A 16,157-nucleotide genomic window follows, 5' to 3' on the forward strand; every position below is an offset into this window, starting at 1 on the left:
ACCCGTAACGGCAATCAACTTGCACATAGAAAATAACTAGGAGACTCGGCGCTTGCCTATGAAAAGCTTAGTGTTCGTGCTCGCTGGATTTAGTAATAATGCATGGAATTACTGTAGGAGAAACTGGATCTACCACATTACTTTTGTGGTAGATCCTTTTTAAATACATGATTATAGTCAGTCGCATCTCGTAATGCCTGTTCTTCTATTGGGATTCTTACCGATAGCATTGTAATGTTTAAGAGTGTAAAGCAAAATGCTGTAAAATAAGCTTGAAACATAATAGGCAACAGCAGAATTTCTAAACTAACAACGGCATAATTAGGGTGACGCATAAATGTATAGGGTCCCTTTCTGATAACTTCTGCACCTGGTAAAATTAAAACTTTCGTATTCCAAAAAGGTCCTAATGACCGGATACACCAAATACGTAAAGCTTGCACTAAGAGGAATAATAAGAAAAGTAACGGAAATAAGGGCGATGATCCAAAATTATTGGAAACAACTTCAACAATCAAAAATAGAAAAAAACTAACATGCATGGCAACCATATAGGAATAATGTGATTCACCTACTTCATAGGCACCTTTTGCAAGCATCCATTTTTCATGGCGTTTGGCTATAAAAACCTCTGTTAATCTTTGTAGAATTACAAGAATTAAAATAAAGTAAAATAGCATACTACTCCCTCCATTTAAGTAATACAACTTCCGCACAGAATCCAGGGCCGAGGGCGACAAGCAACCCAATATCATCTATCTGCCCTTCGTTTAACATAAATTGTTCGAGTACATATAATACGGTAGGCGAGGACATATTACCGTGATTGCGTAATATTTCCCGAGAAATGTCGGTTTTTTGTTGAGAAAGATAGAGCGCATCCTCATAGGCTTTTAACACCTTTTTCCCTCCAGGATGTGCAATAAAATGATCGAGCTGTTCGCTGAAAAGATGTTGTTCGACTAAAAATTGTTCAATGAAAGGGCCTAGCCAATTCGTAATAATCGCTGGAATACTTTTTTGGAAAACGACATGAAGCCCGTTGTTTTTTATATTCCAGCCCATCACATTTTCTGAATCAGGCATCCACTTCGAGCCAGTTGTAACAATCGAAGGAACTGCTTTCTTCGTCTGTATTGCTGCATCGTCTCCGCAAACGAGTATGCAAGCTGCACCATCTGCGAATAAGGATGCACCGATTAAATTACTTTTTGAAAAATCGTTTTGTTGAAAGGTTAAGCTACAAAGTTCAACACATACAACAAGCACCTTTGCTTGAGGATGTGCTTTGCAATAATCATAGGCACGACTTATGCCAGCTGCTCCACCTGCACAACCTAACCCCCATAGAGGAATACGTTTTAATCGATCTGAAAAAGGTAGTTGATTCATAATTCTAGCATCGATGCTTGGTGTAGAGATGCCCGTACTACTTACGAAAATAATGGCATCTATTTCGTTAGGAGAAATCGGTGCTTCTAAAAATGATTCATTTTGTAAACAAGCTTGAATGACCTCAACGCTATATTGCGTTGCTAACGCTATATACAGATTGTTTCGCTCTTCGAAAGTATGCTCATTGCGGTGCCATTCGGCTGGTACACAGAAATGGCGAGTCTGAATGCCACCATTATCGAATACTTTTAAATAACGCTCTAATTTGGGGATTTTTTCGTAAAATAGTTCTTTTGTTAATGCCTCTGCATTCGCTTGCTGCAATGTGTAAGGTGGTTGATATGTACTTATCGAAATAATTTTTGACAATTCAACATCTCCTTCGTAAATAGGGGTCTTGTACATTATATGCAGATAGGAAGGGCATACATGCTTCATATAGATCAATTTGACAATTTTGAAAAAATTAGATATATTGGAAACATCTAAATTGGAAGTAGGTGATGTGACATGATGAATAGAGCCGTTTTTAACGAACTGCATTTCGGTTTGTTCAATTTCACACGCCTAAAATATACAATTTGACCTTGCTTTGTAGCGTGAAATACTACGATGTGGCAATGGCTATTTGTGTATTCCCTTAAACGTGCCTGTGAAACTTTGTAACTGCCGAAATGCAGTTGCAAAGTTTTTTTATGTTTGTAACGCATTAAGAGGCGTAATGGATAGACACATTTAGGAGGAATAACAATTGAATTTAACAACTTTAGGTTTTTCAACATATTTTCAAGAGCAATACACTGCATTTAAAGAGCAAACAAAGTTAGCAAATTGCGTACCTGCAAGGGTTGCTTTGGAGCATAAACATTCATACCGTGTGTTAGCTGAAGATGGAGAATGGTTAGCGACCATCGCTGGGCATTTTGCGTATACATCGCTCGCGAGAGAAGACTATCCAGCAGTTGGGGATTGGGTACTAGTGGAGAAGATGGCGGGAGAAGAAAAAGCAATTATTCATAAATTATTTACCCGCAAGTCCGTTTTTTCTCGTAAGGTTGCAGGACTAGAAATTAAAGAACAAATTGTAGCATCCAATGTTGATATTGTGCTACTTGTGATGAGCTTAAATGCAGATTTTAATATTCGTCGCTTAGAACGTTATTTAGTAGCCGCTTGGGATTCAGGGGCTAAGCCGGTAGTTGTACTGACCAAGGCCGATTTATGTGAGGATATACCGAGCATGGTACGTGAGGTTGAGCAAGTCGCATTTGGAGTAGATATTTTTGTTACTAGTGCCCGTTCAGGTGAAGGGATAGAAGCTATTCGGATGCTCTTTACAGACGGTGTGACGGGTGCACTGCTCGGTTCATCGGGTGCGGGAAAATCTACTTTAATGAATGCATTAAATGGAGAAGAGCTTATGAAAGTTTCAGCTATACGGGAAGATGATGCGAAAGGTCGCCATACAACAACACATCGGGAATTAATTGTACTGCCGAGTGGCGGTTGCTTAATTGATACGCCAGGGATGCGTGAATTGCAATTATGGGATCAAAGTGAAAGTCTATCTTCTAGTTTCCGTGATATTGAAGAATTTGCGACAGCATGTCGTTACAGGGATTGCACCCACCATAAAGAGCCGCATTGCGCCGTACAGCAAGCCATTTTAGATGGAACGCTTGAACCATCACGCTTACAAAGCTATTTTAAATTGCAAAAAGAACTTGCTTTTATTGAGCGGAAAACGAATGTGCAAGCAAAACTGAATGAGCAACGCAAATGGAAGCAAATTGCGAAAGGGTTAAAGAAGGGAAAGAAATAGTCGAGAAACGTTAAGGAGCAACTTCGCAATGACTGCGGAGTTGCTATCTAATTGTTTGAGGAGATGTATTATGGCTATACAAACTATTAATCATTTTTTATTTTCTGTTTCAGATTTAGCGCAATCTATAGCATTTTACCAAAATATTTTTGATGCGAAGCTTTTGGTGAAAGGGAGAAGCACAGCCTATTTTGATGTAAATGGGCTATGGCTTGCGTTAAATGAGGAAGCGGATATTCCACGTAACGAAATTCACCAATCCTATACACATATTGCTTTCTCTATCGATGCAAAAGATTTCGATACGATCTATGAAAAGCTTGTACATTATAAAGTCAATATTTTAGAGGGTAGGGTAAGAGATGAGCAAGATAAACAATCTATCTATTTCACTGATCCCGATGGTCATAAATTTGAATTCCATACAGGTACTTTGCAGGATCGCTTAGCTTACTATAAAAAAGAAAAACCGCATATGGAGTTTTTCAATGATTAAAAAAGGAGTGGTAATATGAAAAAAGCAATTATTTTTGATATGGATGGCACATTATTTCAAACAAATCTTATTTTAGAGCCGGCTCTTTCTGCAACATTCGATGTGCTACGTACAAAGGGATTATGGCAGGGGGAGACACCCATTGCCCAATATCGTGAAATTATGGGGGTTACATTGCCTGTTGTATGGGAAACATTATGCCCTATGCACACATTAGAGGTGCGTGAAGCTAGTAATGTTTTATTTCATGAAAAGCTTATCGAGCTAATACGAAACGGCAAAGGCGCATTGTATCCAAATGCAGAGCAAACACTCGCTACTTTAGCAAACGACTATCATTTATACATAGCGAGCAACGGACAAAAAGAGTACTTGCAAGCAATTGTTGAAACATATAAGCTGAACCGTTTTATAGAAGGAACATATAGTATTCAATCTATTCCAAGTGGTCATAAATCTGATTTAGTAAGAAGTGTAATCGAAGCAAACGCCATTCAAGCTGGCACTGTTGTCGGAGATCGTTCGTCGGATATCCAAGCAGCACGAGATAATCAGCTATTTTCAATTGGTGTACGCTTTGATTTTGCTCAAGAATCCGAGTTACAAAAGGCACATATTGTGATAAATAATCTACAGGAAATACCATCTGCACTAGCGACTATTTTATAAAAATGTATCATTGTTCTTCATCCATCTATAGCAAGCTCGTAATGTTTACGTTGCATTCCATAAGGGGAAAGAGTAAAATAGTGCCAAACTATAATAAAAGCGTTGAGAAGGAAAAGTAAATTGGACAAGCATTTAATAGAGAGCCTCTGTTGGTGGAAATGAGGTAAATGAACCCTTTTGAAAATGACCTTTGAGCTTCGTACCGAAAGCTTTTTGCGAGTAGATTACGACGAGATGGGCACTCGTTACAACAGCGGCAGTATCTCTTATATAAATGCAAGACGTACTGATTAAGGCAAATAGTGTAAGCTATTTGTAAATATAGGTGGTAACACGGGTATACTCGTCCTAATCAGTCATGATTAGGGCGTTTTTTTTATCTTCAAAAAGCGTTAGCTATTAATAATTAGGAGAAAATTCTAATAAGGGACGAATGAAGATAGGAAAAACATGTTATCCGCATAACAAGAAATTTGGAAGATTGAGGGGAGTAACTTAAGATGACAATTGTAATTGGAGGAGCGTGGCCTTACGCGAATGGTTCATTGCATTTAGGGCATATCGCTGCATTATTACCAGGTGATATTTTGGCTAGATATTACCGACAAAAAGGTGAGCAAGTATTGTATGTTTCAGGAAGTGATTGTAATGGTACGCCGATTTCAATTCGAGCTGCACAGGAAAATACGACGACAGAAGCAATCGCAAACCATTACCATAACGAATTTACACAATGTTTTCATGACTTAGGATTTACGTATGATTTGTATACAAGAACGGATGCAAAGCACCACCATGATGCGGTACAGTCTATTTTTTTACAACTGCTAGCAAATAATTATTTATACAAAAAGAAGATTGAACAGGCCTATTGTGAAACGGATAAGCAGTTTTTACCTGATCGCTTTGTAGAAGGTATTTGTCCAAATTGCGGAGCGAAGGCACGTGGAGATCAATGTGATAATTGTTCACAAATTTTAGATCCACTCGAATTAATCGATAAGCGTTGCAAAATTTGTGGCAATGAGCCTGTTATCCGAGAAACAGAACATTTTTATTTTACTTTTAGTCAATTTCAAGGAAGACTTGAAACGTTTTTAGCTGAAGCCAAAGCAGATAAACGCTGGCGAGACAATGCACTAGGCTTAACTGAACGTTACTTAGCGGAAGGCGTACCAGATCGTGCTGTTACTCGTGATTTACCGAACGGAGTTGACGTACCCGTTCCAGGCTTTGAAGGAAAGAAAGTTTATGTGTGGATTGAAGCGGTAGCAGGATATTTAACAGCTAGTATGGAATGGGCAAAACAACACAATAGAGCACTTGAAGATTTGTGGAATGAAGAAACCATTGCTTACTATGTGCATGGCAAAGATAATATTCCATTCCATACAGTTATTTGGCCAGCGATTTTGATGGGGATTGGGGCAAAAGCATTGCCAACACATATTGTCTCAAATGAATATTTAACATTGGAAAAACGAAAATTATCTACGAGTCAAAATTGGGCCGTGTGGGTGCCATATATTTTAAGTCGCTATGATGCAGATTCGATACGATATTTTTTAACAATGAATGCGCCGGAAAACCGAGATACTGATTTTTCTTGGCGAGAATTTATTTATAGTCACAATGGAGAATTGCTAGGAGCTTACGGCAACTTTGTCAATCGCACGTTGAAGTTTATTGAGAAGTCATTTGATGGTCAAGTGCCTCAGGTGGATGTCGATGGGTCTGTAAGGAAACAAACGATTCAATTGTTTAGTGATGTCGGTGTGGCGATTGAAGCGGGGCATTTTAAACAAGCGTTAGAGGGGGTTTTTGCATATATTCGCGCAGCCAACCGCTATTTTGACGAACAGCAACCATGGTTACAAGTAAAGGACAATTTGGAAGATTGCCATCAAACGCTCGCAACATGTGTTTATATGATTGCAAATTTAGGTCAAGTACTACAGCCATTTTTACCGTTCTCTACAGAGAAAATTCGGAACATGTTAGGCATAACCGAATTGCTGTGGCATGAGCAAGTAGAGCTACCTAAAAGCATTACCGAAGTAACACCGTTATTTGAACGGCTTGATGTAGGGCTAATTGAAGAAGAATACCAAAAGTTAGTTAATGACAGTCAATAAAATTGTTTAAGTAACTGGAATTGTATGAGTGCCTGGCACTGTACTTTCCGCGGGCACACGATAAGCCGCCATATCCTCGCTAATGCGCGGTTATGGCGGCTTATGTTCTGTGCGGATTCCACTGAAGTCTCCACGGATTTTTCTTTAAAACTTATGTGAATTGTATGAGAATTGTATGAGTGCCTGACACCTAAACAATTTAGTTCGTAACGGGTGTTAGGTTCGCTACAACAATGCTGTTGATAGCATTGATATAAGCCATTGCACTTGCTTTTAAAATATCTGTATCTGCCGCTTTTGCAATATATTTCGCGCCTTCGTGTTCAATTGTAATTTTTACTTTACCAAGCGCTTCTTTACCACGAGATACGCTATTAATGTTATATTCCACAAGTTTTACATCTATTTGTACAATATCTGCAATGGCGGAATACAAGGCGTCAATCGGGCCTGAACCGACTGCACTAGCTTTTAATACTTCGCCACCTTTGCGAATTTTTACACTAGCAGAAGGGAAGCTTGCATTGCTGACGACTTGTAAATCGACAATGTCAAAAAATTGCTCACTATAATGAGTCGCATTGGCATGATTTGCGTCATGCTTTTCATAATAACTTTCTACAATGACATATAAGTCGTGGTCGTAAACTTCTTTTTTAGCATCAGCTAATTTTAGGAAGCCGTCAAAGATACCTTCAAATTCTTCATTCGATAGATTTGAAAAGCCTAACTTCTCCAGTGCATTTTTTACTGCATGGCGTCCTGAACGAGCCGTTAAAACAAGTTCCATATCATCCAGACCTACATCTTCGGGATGGACAATTTCATAGGCATCGCGAGATTTAAGCAGACCATCTTGATGAATACCTGAAGAGTGGGCAAATGCATTGTCTCCAGTAATGGCTTTGTTCACTTGTACATCTAAGCCCATAAAGCTAGAAACAAGGCGTGATGTGTTCATAATTTCTTTTGTGTTAATGCGCGTAGTTGCATTGTAGATAGAGCTGCGTGTTTTCAATGCCATGACAACTTCTTCGAGTGCGGCATTTCCTGCACGTTCCCCGATACCATTGATGGTACATTCGACTTTGTCTGCCCCGTTTTTAATAGCAGCAAGTGTGTTAGCTGTTGCCATTCCAAGGTCATTGTGACAGTGTACACTTAGTAAAACACTGTCATTTAGATTTTTCATGCGGTCATTCAGCTTGTAAATCATAGCGCCAAATTCCTCAGGTTCAGCAAATCCAACAGTGTCCGGCACGTTAATCATCGTTGCGCCAGCCTTCATCACTGCCTCAATTGTTTTCCATAGGTATTCAAAATCTGAGCGAGAAGCATCCTCTGTTGAATACTGCACTTGTGGTAAAAGTGTTTTTGCATATTTCACAGCATCTACGCCAATTTGTAATATTTGATCTTTCGATTTACTGAATTTCTTTTCAACATGGATATCAGAAGTGCCAAGTACCATATGAATCATTGGATTTTCAGCATATTTTACAGCGTTGTATACCGAATCAATATCAGCCTGTACTGCTCGTGCTAAAGCTGTAATCATAATGTCATTCGTATTGCCGACCTTTTGTGCGACAGCTTTTACAGCATCAAAGTCACCTTGTGATGAAGCAGGGAAACCAGCTTCGATAATATCGACGCCTAATTTTTTGAGTTGCTGTGCAATCTCTACTTTTTCGTATAAGTTTAGTTTTGCCCCTGGCACTTGCTCGCCATCACGTAAAGTTGTATCAAACACCCAAATTTTTCTTCCCATTTTCAAACACTCCTTTTGTTGTAATTAATAAAAAAAATAAAAAAAACCCGCCTCTATATCAAAATATAGAGACGAGTTATTGCTCGCGGTACCACTCTAATTGACCTTTTCTTTCAAGAAAAAGTCCCCTTATCGACAGCTATCACTGTCTATCCCAATAACGGTGGAAACCGACATCCCTTACGTTGAAACCGGCATTTAACTTACTAAGCATCGTATGCCTTATTCGATGAGGTTCAGGGAGTAGCTCATGGATGAGTTCAAAATGTGTGTCTACCGATTTTCACCAACCACCGGCTCTCTACAAGTACACGAGCATTTCTACTACTTCCAATCTTTGCTTACAATGTGTTGTTGAGAGTTATAATACGTGGATATTTTCAGTATGTCAACAATATTCTAAAAATTATTTGTTTTCTGTTTTAAAGATAAAATGTACTAATAGGTTTTGAATCAGCGGATTTTCACACGCTATTTTTAACAAATAAAGGTATATTTTATGAGATAATATGGGGGATTTTATATACATCGAAAGTAGGTAAAACAATGAAATTTGTATTTGATTTAGATGGCACGATTTGTTTTAAAGGTCAGCCTTTGAGTGCTGGTATTATAGCTGCATTAGAGAGTTGTCTACAGAATGGACATGAAGTAATTTTTGCCTCTGCTCGTCCGATTCGAGATTTGTTACCAATATTGCCCGAGTCGATGCATCAATTTTCGATGGTTGGAGGTAATGGAGCATTTGTTGCAGTCAATGGGGCAATAAAAGAGATAGTAGCATTCGAGGGACAAATTGTTGAAGACATTAAGCATATTATAACGGTTTATCAATTAGCTTATTTAGTGGACGGTGATTGGGATTATGCCTTTACAGGTAGTGAGACACATCCAATCTATCAAAATTTAGATCCACTTAAGCTAGCAAAGCAAGTGACATTGCAAGAGCTAAAGGACATCGTGAAAATTGTATTATTCCCTGGTGCACATCACTTAGAAATATTAACGCAGCTACAAAAGCTACCGATTTCGATATATGAACATGCATCCGAAAACATAATAGATATAAGCCCAAGCGGAATTAATAAGTGGACCGGCTTGGAGAAATTAGGCGTAGAACAAAATCAGTTTATCGCCTTTGGCAATGATGCAAATGATGCATCCATGTTTGCAAAAGCATTAGACAGTGTTTGTGTTGGAGCGCATAAGGTAAGCCAGCTTGCAACATTACAAGTGCCAAGTGAAGAAACAGCAGTAATTGAAATGATCCAACGGTTAAATTGTTTGAGTGCCAGTCACTGAATAGGGCACAAAAAAGCCGCAACAAACGGCGCGACAGCGACAGTTGCGGCTTATTGTGTGGGTGCCAGTCACCCACACAATTTTGCTATTGAACTTTAAATTTGGAAACTTGTGATTGTAATTCTTCTGCCATTGTCGATAAAGTAGCGGCAGAAGCTGCAACCTCTTCGATTGTTGCGAGTTGTTCTTCTGAAGCAGAAGCAACATTTTGCAAGTTCGAAGATGACGTTTGGGCAATTGTTGCAATGTCATCAAAGGATGCGTAAATTTGTTCAGCACTTGAGGACATTTCCTCTGAAACAGTTGTTGCTTCTTGTATTTGTTTGGAAACTTGCTCAATAAGGTCAACGATTTTTGAAAAGCCTTCCTCTGCCACTTTAACAACCTTCATCCCAACTTGAACTTCTTGTGTACCAGTATCCATAACAGTGACAGCACGATTTGTTTCCTGTTGAATTTCAGAAATTAAACCGGCAATCTGTTCAGCAGAGTTCTTCGATTGCTCAGCTAATTTTTTTACTTCATCAGCAACAACTGCAAAGCCGCGACCATGATCCCCAGCTCGAGCTGCTTCAATAGCAGCATTCAACGCTAGTAAATTAGTTTGCTCAGCGATATCAGTAATAATGCTAATGATATTGCCAATTTCTACAGAATGATTTCCTAGTTTTTTGACAACAGTAGCAGACTCCAAGACAGCTGTATTAATTGTATCCATTTGAGAAATAACACGCTGAAGCGAATCATTCCCTTTGTTTGCCTCAGTATTGGTTTCAATAGCCAATTCAGAAACAGCAGCAGTTGTCGATGCTAGTTGTTGAATGCCATTCGTCATGTTTTTCATAGCTTGCGAGCTTTCAGTTGCATTTTTTCCTTGGGCTTCAGAGCCACTTGCCACTTCTTGCATAGCGGAAGTAATTTGTTCAGTCGCTTGAATAGTTTGATCTGCGCTAGCTGTTAATTCAGCCGCAGAGGCACTTACTTGCATCGTATTTTGACTGACGTTGGTAATCAAGTTCTTTAAATTTTGAGCCATTTGATTAAAGGCTAATGCTAAATCACCAACTTCATCACGATTTTTAATGCGAATTTGCTCAGCCGTTAAATCACCTTCAGCAATTTTTTGTGCAGCCTTTGCCATACCTTTAATAGGACGAGAAATAATTGTTCCCATAATCATTGCAATTATCAGACTAATAAGTACGGCAAATATGCCAAGCAAAATCATTTGCATCTTAATGCCATCAATCTCATTGGAAGTAGCAGTTATTTTGGCTTCTACAGCTTCACTTTGGTAATTGGCAAGGTTTTCAACACGCTCATCAAATTGTTTTAAAATAAGACGTCCTTGTGTGCTATCTAATTTTTCATATTGTTCGGTTTCACCAGCATCTTTTAATGAAAACATTCGATCGGCAAATTGCTGAACATTTTGCTCACTTTTATTGACGGCTTCTAACAGTTCAATTGATTTTTTGGACTCTAGTGTAGCCATTAAACTTTCTGATTTTGTTTTAAATTCTTCACGAGCGGATTTATTACCTTCACGATTTTGTTTATCGCCAAGTAGAAGGTATCCACGCATACTAACTATTTCTTGTTTTGCAAGTACTCTTAGTTCTTGTATACTAATAGACTTTTTAGTTTGTTCTTCGAGTAAATCTTGATAAGTGCCATTTACAGAATTAAGCTGTTTAAAATTTAGCGCAATCGTGCCTATTAAAACTAATATAACTATAAAAAAACCGAGAATTAATTTTTTATAAATCGTAAATCGCATGTTTGAAAAGTCCTTTCCTAGTAATTTTAGTAGAAATGTTACAAAAAGGTGAAATATGTATATATACCATTTATATCAGATTATATGGATTTTAAAAAGCAATATGAGTTTATTCATAGTAAAAAATATGAAATAAAGAGGGAATTAAGTTATAGATTATACTACTTAAAGCGGAGATTTATGTATTATTTTGTGTCAGTAGTGAATGAAAATACAGTGAATGGTATTAAGCTGTAATGTTTTTCATATAAATAATTGAAACTAAAAAGTTGAAACAACCGTATACATACCATAAACGTTAACCAAGGATGTGGGACAATGTATCGACCAATCTTAACATTACCAAAAACAAAGTATGAAAAATGTTTGGACGTTATTGGTAGCGGGTTATTTACTGTATCCATCCTATTTATTATTTTACAATGGGGTAATTTACCAGGAGAAATACCTGCACATTTTAATGCTAAGGGCGAGGTTGACCGATGGGGTTCGAAAATAGAAGTATTAATTTTACCAGGTATCGGAATTTTTATGTGGATATTTTTAGGGCTTCTCGAGAAAGCGCCACATATGCATAATTATCCAGCCCGATTAAATGAGCGCAACGTTGAGGCATTTTATTTAAATAGTCGTAGATTATGCAATGAAGTAAAAAACTTTTGTTTAATTTTATTTGCAATCATTTCTTGTGAAATAGTACTTGTTGCATTAGGAAAGATCGAAGGATTAGGCTGGTGGTTCTTGCCAGTGGTGCTAATTGGTACAGGTATCCCGATTTTGAAAGGTCTAATTGCTTCTTCAAAGATTAAATAAATAGTGCACGAATTAATTATAAATATGGGAGGTAATAGCTTGTTACTGTTCTATTGATTTTTTGCAGCTATCTAATAGTAAAAATATTAGGAGTTGAGAAAATGATTTATAAGAATTCACTCAAAGGTATATCTGCAAATATGTTAAATGGTTTTTTTGTAGACTGGCCGAATCCACCTAATCCCCAAACACATTTACGATTGTTGGAGAATAGCAGCAAAATAGTTTTGGCGATTGATGAGCATACAAATGAAGTAATAGGATTTATTACGGCGATAAGTGATGGTGTATTATCTGCCTATGTTCCATTATTGGAAGTATTACCTCAATACAAAAATAAAGGTATAGGTAAGGAATTAGTAAGTCGAATGCTAAAAGAATTGGATGAGATTTATATGATTGATTTATGCTGTGATGATGACCTTGTACCTTACTATGAAAAATTTGGGATGAAGAAAACAAACGGCATGGTTTATAGGAACTATGCAATGCAAGCAGGAAGATAAGAAAAGAAAGAACAAAGCGCTTGGAGAATTGATCCAAGCGTTTTTTTGTATATATTTTGGACAATTGAAGTTAATTTAAATACTTTGTGATAAATTTAGGGTAAATTAAGACTTATGTCATTGGTTGATACATTTTTATTGTTAGCATTAAAACAGCAAGTAGCTAATGTGTAAGCGACTATGAATGTATGGTCCCTTTATTACGCGCTATACTGATAGAAAATCCAAATGATGTTGCTGTTTAAGACGCGCAAACGTCAGGATATCAAAAAGATTGGGCACGATACATTTAGAGTGCGAAAAAACAAGAGTCACAGCTAGCTCGTTTAGCGGAGATGTATGAAATCACAAGGTCTAGTTTTATACGAAAGAACACAACCGGAAGGCAAAGGGTTGAGCATAAGGTTCTCGGGGTAAAAGCTATATGCTGTAAAACTTTTGTCGATTGTTGTAGCAATGACACTGTCACTATTGCCAACTAATAATCTTCATACTACTATTAAGGAATATTTTTAATTCATTCTAGAAGCAAAATATTGAAAAGTGGGGGAATTTCATGCATGCATATATCGAACAAGTAGATGAAAAATGGCGAGATAGCTTTGCAAAGCTTGCGGACGTAGTAGCAACGAATATTCCTGATGGCTTTGAACAAACAATGACTTACGACATGATTAGTTATGTAGTGCCGTTATCGTCATATCCTAAAGGTTATCATGTAACACCTAATACACCACTACCATTTATTAGCTTAGCAGCGCAAAAGCGACATATAGCAGTTTACCATATGGGTATTTATGCAGATAATGCTTTATTATCTTGGTTTCAAGAGGAGTATGCAAAGCGTGTACCAACTAAGCTAAATATGGGGAAAAGCTGTATTCGTTTTACGAGTACAAAAAATATTCCATATGATTTAATTGGAGAACTTGTTTCCAAAATGACCCCTGCACAATGGGTTAATAGATATGAGGGAGAGTTGAATATATGAAAAGTGCTACTACATTTTTAATGTTCCAAGGACAAGCGCATGAAGCTATTTTGCAATATAAGCAATGGTTCCCAGAGTTAACAATTGAAAACTTGACTTATGTGGAGGACACACAACAGGTTGCAATGGCTGAAATCGATTTAAAAGGTCTGAAAATTATGATGAATGACAGTTCAATCAAGCATGCTTTTTCCTTTACCCCTGCAATTTCCATCTTTTTGACGTGTGAGACGATAGAAGAAATCGAAAGTTTAGTTGCACAAATAGTGGATGGTGGACAAGCGTTAATGCCGTTAAATAACTATGGGTTCTCTAAGCAGTTTGCTTGGATTCAGGATCGTTTCGGTGTATCGTGGCAACTTACGTATAATTAAATATCAGGGGGAGTATATATGAATCAATGGATGGAGCGAGCAGTCGAGCTTGCTCTTCAAAATATAGCACAAGGCGGTCAGCCATTTGGAGCTGTCTTGGTAAAGGGCGATGAAATCATTGGGGAAGGCGTCAATGAACTGCATTTGCGACCGGATAGTACAGGTCATGCTGAGCTACTTGCCTTAAGACGTGCACAAGAAAAACTCGGTTCTATCGATTTGCGAGGCACGGTTATGTATGCAAGTGGGGCACCTTGTCCGATGTGCTTCGGTGCAATGGCAATGGCGGGTGTCGACAAGGCTTATTATGCTAATTCACTAGCTGATGCAATGGCAGTTGGTTTAAGTCGCTCAAGTGAGGTTTATGCAGATTTGCAGAAAATTAATGAAGAGCGTGTGTTTCGCATGATTCATATGCCAGTAGAGGATATAGCAAAAAGTCCAATGCATGTTTGGCATAGTAAAACCTAAATACGTAAAAGGAGAAAAGAATATGGCAGTAACTTTAGTAAAGCATGACATAAAATATGCTGAAGCAATGCATGCATTGTCTTCAATGCCACAGGTTCGGGATGCGCTTGGGTTACCTGCTGGGAAAGTGGAAGATACCATTAATTTTATCAAACGTGAATGTGTAGACGAGGAAGAAGGAAAGACTGTTCCTCGTGTTGTGCTAAATGAGGAAGGTCGACTCATTGGTGTCACAGCATTGATGTTTATAGACCATATAAATAAGTGTTGTCACATAGGGTCATGGCTAGGATATGAGTTTTGGGGAAAAGGCTACAATGAGGAAGCGAAAAAGGCCATTTTAGAAATTGCTTTTTTTGATTTAGGGCTTGAACGCGTTTTCGCAGGAGCTAGAAAGATCAATATTCGCTCACAAAAGGCACAGGAAAAGTTGCCTTTTATTCGTCTAGGTGTAGAAAAAGAGTTTCCGCAGGAACATTCTTGGTTAGAAGTGAAGGAAAAGCAACCTTGCGTATTAAACGTTTTTGAACGTGTGGATTTTGTACGTTATTATACAACAATAGAAAAAGTGGAAGGTAGCCGAGAAAGCTACTTACCATATTTATTACTAGCGGATGAAAGTGAAATGGCCGTTCGCCAATATATGAATGATGGTGAACTTTACACCATTAAATGCGGTGAAAAATTGGCAGGCACAGCCTTGCTTATTCCACAGTCAGACGCAACAATTGAGTTGAAAAATATAGCGGTTGTGGAAGCATTTCAGGGCAAAGGCATTGGGAAGGAAGCTTTGAACAAAATTTTTGCCCTTTGTAAAGGACAAGGATATGAAAATATTTTAGTTGGCACAGCAAATTCTAGTATTGACAATATTGCGTTTTATCAAAAATCAGGCTTCAGGATGGATACCATCGAAAAGAATTTTTTCAGTAAGTATCCTGAACCCATTTATGAAAATGGCATACGAGCATTAGATATGATTGTCTTTTCAAAAGCATTATAACAGGCAATGTCTAGAATAAGGCTGTCATAAAGAAATACCCGACCAACAATTGTTGAGCGGGTATTTTTATTTACCAAATAACAAGGCCATTAACTTTTCTTTGGAGTGTAAAAAATCGTCAAGAGAATAGCGATCAAGGACAGCCATATATGCTTGTAATGCCTCATAGAGGACACCTTTTAACTGGCATTCAGGTGCAATTTTACACAAGTTGTTTTCTTTGTCGAAACACTCAACAAGATGAAAATCCTCTTCTGTATGGCGTACAATTTCACCAATCGTAATGGACTTTGGATCGATTGCTAAACGGATACCGCCACCTCGACCGCGAATCGTTTCGATGTAACCAAGCAGTCCTAATTGGTGTGTCACCTTCATTAAATGGTTTTTTGATATATTATAGGCATCTGAAATTTCTTGAATGGTTGATAGTTGACCGTCTTCCTTCGCACCTAGATAAATGAGTGTTCGAAGGGAGTAATCTGTGTATAAAGTTAATCGCATTGGAACACCCTACTTTCTGTAATTCACTTCAATAATTATAGCATTTTTACCTTAAATTATTGTAAATCAGTACTTTTTTAAAACATGTATTTCAAATACATCAAATTTGTCTATTTTGTTAAAGA

General features: G+C 37.8%; 16 protein-coding genes and 2 other annotated features. Of the genes, 11 read left to right on the forward strand and 5 right to left on the reverse strand.

Annotation, left to right across the window (positions count from 1 at the left end; all coding sequences use genetic code 11):
• Positions 1-137: 137 nt before the first annotated feature.
• On the reverse strand, positions 138-680 hold the full coding sequence (locus LS41612_RS01950) for an isoprenylcysteine carboxyl methyltransferase family protein (protein ID WP_024364606.1): 543 nt from the start codon (positions 678-680) through the stop codon (positions 138-140).
• Between the two features lies 1 nt (position 681).
• Positions 682-1,764, reverse strand: a complete 1,083-nt coding sequence (locus tag LS41612_RS01955; protein ID WP_024364605.1) for a type III polyketide synthase — start codon at positions 1,762-1,764, stop codon at positions 682-684.
• A gap of 382 nt (positions 1,765-2,146) precedes the next feature.
• Between LS41612_RS01955 and rsgA the strand changes: the two genes are divergently transcribed.
• The 4 genes from rsgA to metG all read left to right on the forward strand — a co-directional run bounded on the left by rsgA (position 2,147) and on the right by metG (position 6,517).
• Positions 2,147-3,217 (forward strand): ribosome small subunit-dependent GTPase A, encoded by a 1,071-nt coding sequence (rsgA, locus tag LS41612_RS01960; RefSeq protein WP_024364604.1) that lies wholly within the window; start codon positions 2,147-2,149, stop codon positions 3,215-3,217.
• 70 nt (positions 3,218-3,287) lie between these two features.
• Positions 3,288-3,713, forward strand: a complete 426-nt coding sequence (gene fosM / locus LS41612_RS01965) for a FosM family fosfomycin resistance protein (RefSeq protein ID WP_024364603.1) — start codon at positions 3,288-3,290, stop codon at positions 3,711-3,713.
• A gap of 15 nt (positions 3,714-3,728) precedes the next feature.
• A complete protein-coding gene (locus LS41612_RS01970) occupies positions 3,729-4,382 on the forward strand; it encodes an HAD hydrolase-like protein (protein WP_024364602.1) in 654 nt (217 codons plus the stop codon).
• Between the two features lie 93 nt (positions 4,383-4,475).
• Positions 4,476-4,736: a binding site (T-box leader), on the forward strand.
• Between the two features lie 146 nt (positions 4,737-4,882).
• Positions 4,883-6,517 (forward strand): methionine--tRNA ligase, encoded by a 1,635-nt coding sequence (gene metG, locus LS41612_RS01975; protein WP_024364601.1) that lies wholly within the window; start codon positions 4,883-4,885, stop codon positions 6,515-6,517.
• Positions 6,518-6,716: 199 nt separating this feature from the next.
• On the opposite strand, the gene LS41612_RS01980 is transcribed toward metG, so the two are convergent.
• A complete protein-coding gene (locus LS41612_RS01980; protein WP_024364600.1) occupies positions 6,717-8,288 on the reverse strand; it encodes a 2-isopropylmalate synthase in 1,572 nt (523 codons plus the stop codon).
• 64 nt (positions 8,289-8,352) lie between these two features.
• Positions 8,353-8,635 (reverse strand) — a binding site (T-box leader).
• 199 nt (positions 8,636-8,834) lie between these two features.
• Between LS41612_RS01980 and LS41612_RS01985 the strand changes: the two genes are divergently transcribed.
• A complete protein-coding gene (locus tag LS41612_RS01985) occupies positions 8,835-9,590 on the forward strand; it encodes an HAD-IIB family hydrolase (RefSeq protein ID WP_024364599.1) in 756 nt (251 codons plus the stop codon).
• Positions 9,591-9,675: 85 nt separating this feature from the next.
• On the opposite strand, the gene LS41612_RS01990 is transcribed toward LS41612_RS01985, so the two are convergent.
• Positions 9,676-11,370 (reverse strand): methyl-accepting chemotaxis protein, encoded by a 1,695-nt coding sequence (locus tag LS41612_RS01990; protein WP_024364598.1) that lies wholly within the window; start codon positions 11,368-11,370, stop codon positions 9,676-9,678.
• Positions 11,371-11,688: 318 nt separating this feature from the next.
• Between LS41612_RS01990 and LS41612_RS01995 the strand changes: the two genes are divergently transcribed.
• From LS41612_RS01995 to LS41612_RS02020, 6 genes are all read left to right on the forward strand, one after another.
• Complete coding sequence (locus LS41612_RS01995; RefSeq protein WP_024364597.1) at positions 11,689-12,183, forward strand: DUF1648 domain-containing protein; 495 nt, start codon at positions 11,689-11,691, stop codon at positions 12,181-12,183.
• Between the two features lie 101 nt (positions 12,184-12,284).
• The gene (locus LS41612_RS02000; protein ID WP_024364596.1) at positions 12,285-12,689 is read left to right on the forward strand and encodes a GNAT family N-acetyltransferase; all 405 of its coding nucleotides are present in this window, start codon (positions 12,285-12,287) and stop codon (positions 12,687-12,689) included.
• Between the two features lie 556 nt (positions 12,690-13,245).
• Positions 13,246-13,680: a DUF1801 domain-containing protein gene (locus tag LS41612_RS02005; RefSeq protein WP_024364595.1), complete on the forward strand. Its 435-nt coding sequence runs from the start codon at positions 13,246-13,248 to the stop codon at positions 13,678-13,680.
• Positions 13,677-14,054 (forward strand): VOC family protein, encoded by a 378-nt coding sequence (locus LS41612_RS02010; protein ID WP_024364594.1) that lies wholly within the window; start codon positions 13,677-13,679, stop codon positions 14,052-14,054. Before LS41612_RS02005 ends, LS41612_RS02010 begins: the two co-directional genes overlap by 4 nt.
• An 18-nt stretch (positions 14,055-14,072) precedes the next feature.
• Positions 14,073-14,525: a nucleoside deaminase gene (locus LS41612_RS02015; RefSeq protein WP_024364593.1), complete on the forward strand. Its 453-nt coding sequence runs from the start codon at positions 14,073-14,075 to the stop codon at positions 14,523-14,525.
• Positions 14,526-14,547: 22 nt separating this feature from the next.
• On the forward strand, positions 14,548-15,528 hold the full coding sequence (locus LS41612_RS02020; protein WP_024364592.1) for a GNAT family N-acetyltransferase: 981 nt from the start codon (positions 14,548-14,550) through the stop codon (positions 15,526-15,528).
• A 66-nt stretch (positions 15,529-15,594) separates the two neighbouring features.
• Here the strand turns inward: LS41612_RS02020 and LS41612_RS02025 are convergent, their stop codons facing one another.
• Positions 15,595-16,032, reverse strand: a complete 438-nt coding sequence (locus LS41612_RS02025; RefSeq protein WP_024364591.1) for an RrF2 family transcriptional regulator — start codon at positions 16,030-16,032, stop codon at positions 15,595-15,597.
• Between the last annotated feature and the right edge of the window lie 125 nt (positions 16,033-16,157).

The organism is Lysinibacillus sphaericus, assembly GCF_002982115.1.
In the GTDB taxonomy this organism is placed as follows: domain Bacteria; phylum Bacillota; class Bacilli; order Bacillales_A; family Planococcaceae; genus Lysinibacillus; species Lysinibacillus sphaericus.

Excerpts from the sequence above, each read along its gene's own strand:
- LS41612_RS01950 (WP_024364606.1), bottom strand. The coding sequence starts at position 680 with ATGCTATTTTACTTTATTTTAATTCTTGTAATTCTACAAAGATTAACA.
- fosM (WP_024364603.1), top strand. The coding sequence starts at position 3,288 with ATGGCTATACAAACTATTAATCATTTTTTATTTTCTGTTTCAGATTTA.
- LS41612_RS01970 (WP_024364602.1), top strand. The coding sequence starts at position 3,729 with ATGAAAAAAGCAATTATTTTTGATATGGATGGCACATTATTTCAAACA.
- metG (WP_024364601.1), top strand. The coding sequence starts at position 4,883 with ATGACAATTGTAATTGGAGGAGCGTGGCCTTACGCGAATGGTTCATTG.
- LS41612_RS01980 (WP_024364600.1), bottom strand. The coding sequence starts at position 8,288 with ATGGGAAGAAAAATTTGGGTGTTTGATACAACTTTACGTGATGGCGAG.
- LS41612_RS01985 (WP_024364599.1), top strand. The coding sequence starts at position 8,835 with ATGAAATTTGTATTTGATTTAGATGGCACGATTTGTTTTAAAGGTCAG.
- LS41612_RS01990 (WP_024364598.1), bottom strand. The coding sequence starts at position 11,370 with ATGCGATTTACGATTTATAAAAAATTAATTCTCGGTTTTTTTATAGTT.
- LS41612_RS01995 (WP_024364597.1), top strand. The coding sequence starts at position 11,689 with ATGTATCGACCAATCTTAACATTACCAAAAACAAAGTATGAAAAATGT.
- LS41612_RS02000 (WP_024364596.1), top strand. The coding sequence starts at position 12,285 with ATGATTTATAAGAATTCACTCAAAGGTATATCTGCAAATATGTTAAAT.
- LS41612_RS02005 (WP_024364595.1), top strand. The coding sequence starts at position 13,246 with ATGCATGCATATATCGAACAAGTAGATGAAAAATGGCGAGATAGCTTT.
- LS41612_RS02010 (WP_024364594.1), top strand. The coding sequence starts at position 13,677 with ATGAAAAGTGCTACTACATTTTTAATGTTCCAAGGACAAGCGCATGAA.
- LS41612_RS02015 (WP_024364593.1), top strand. The coding sequence starts at position 14,073 with ATGAATCAATGGATGGAGCGAGCAGTCGAGCTTGCTCTTCAAAATATA.
- LS41612_RS02020 (WP_024364592.1), top strand. The coding sequence starts at position 14,548 with ATGGCAGTAACTTTAGTAAAGCATGACATAAAATATGCTGAAGCAATG.
- LS41612_RS02025 (WP_024364591.1), bottom strand. The coding sequence starts at position 16,032 with ATGCGATTAACTTTATACACAGATTACTCCCTTCGAACACTCATTTAT.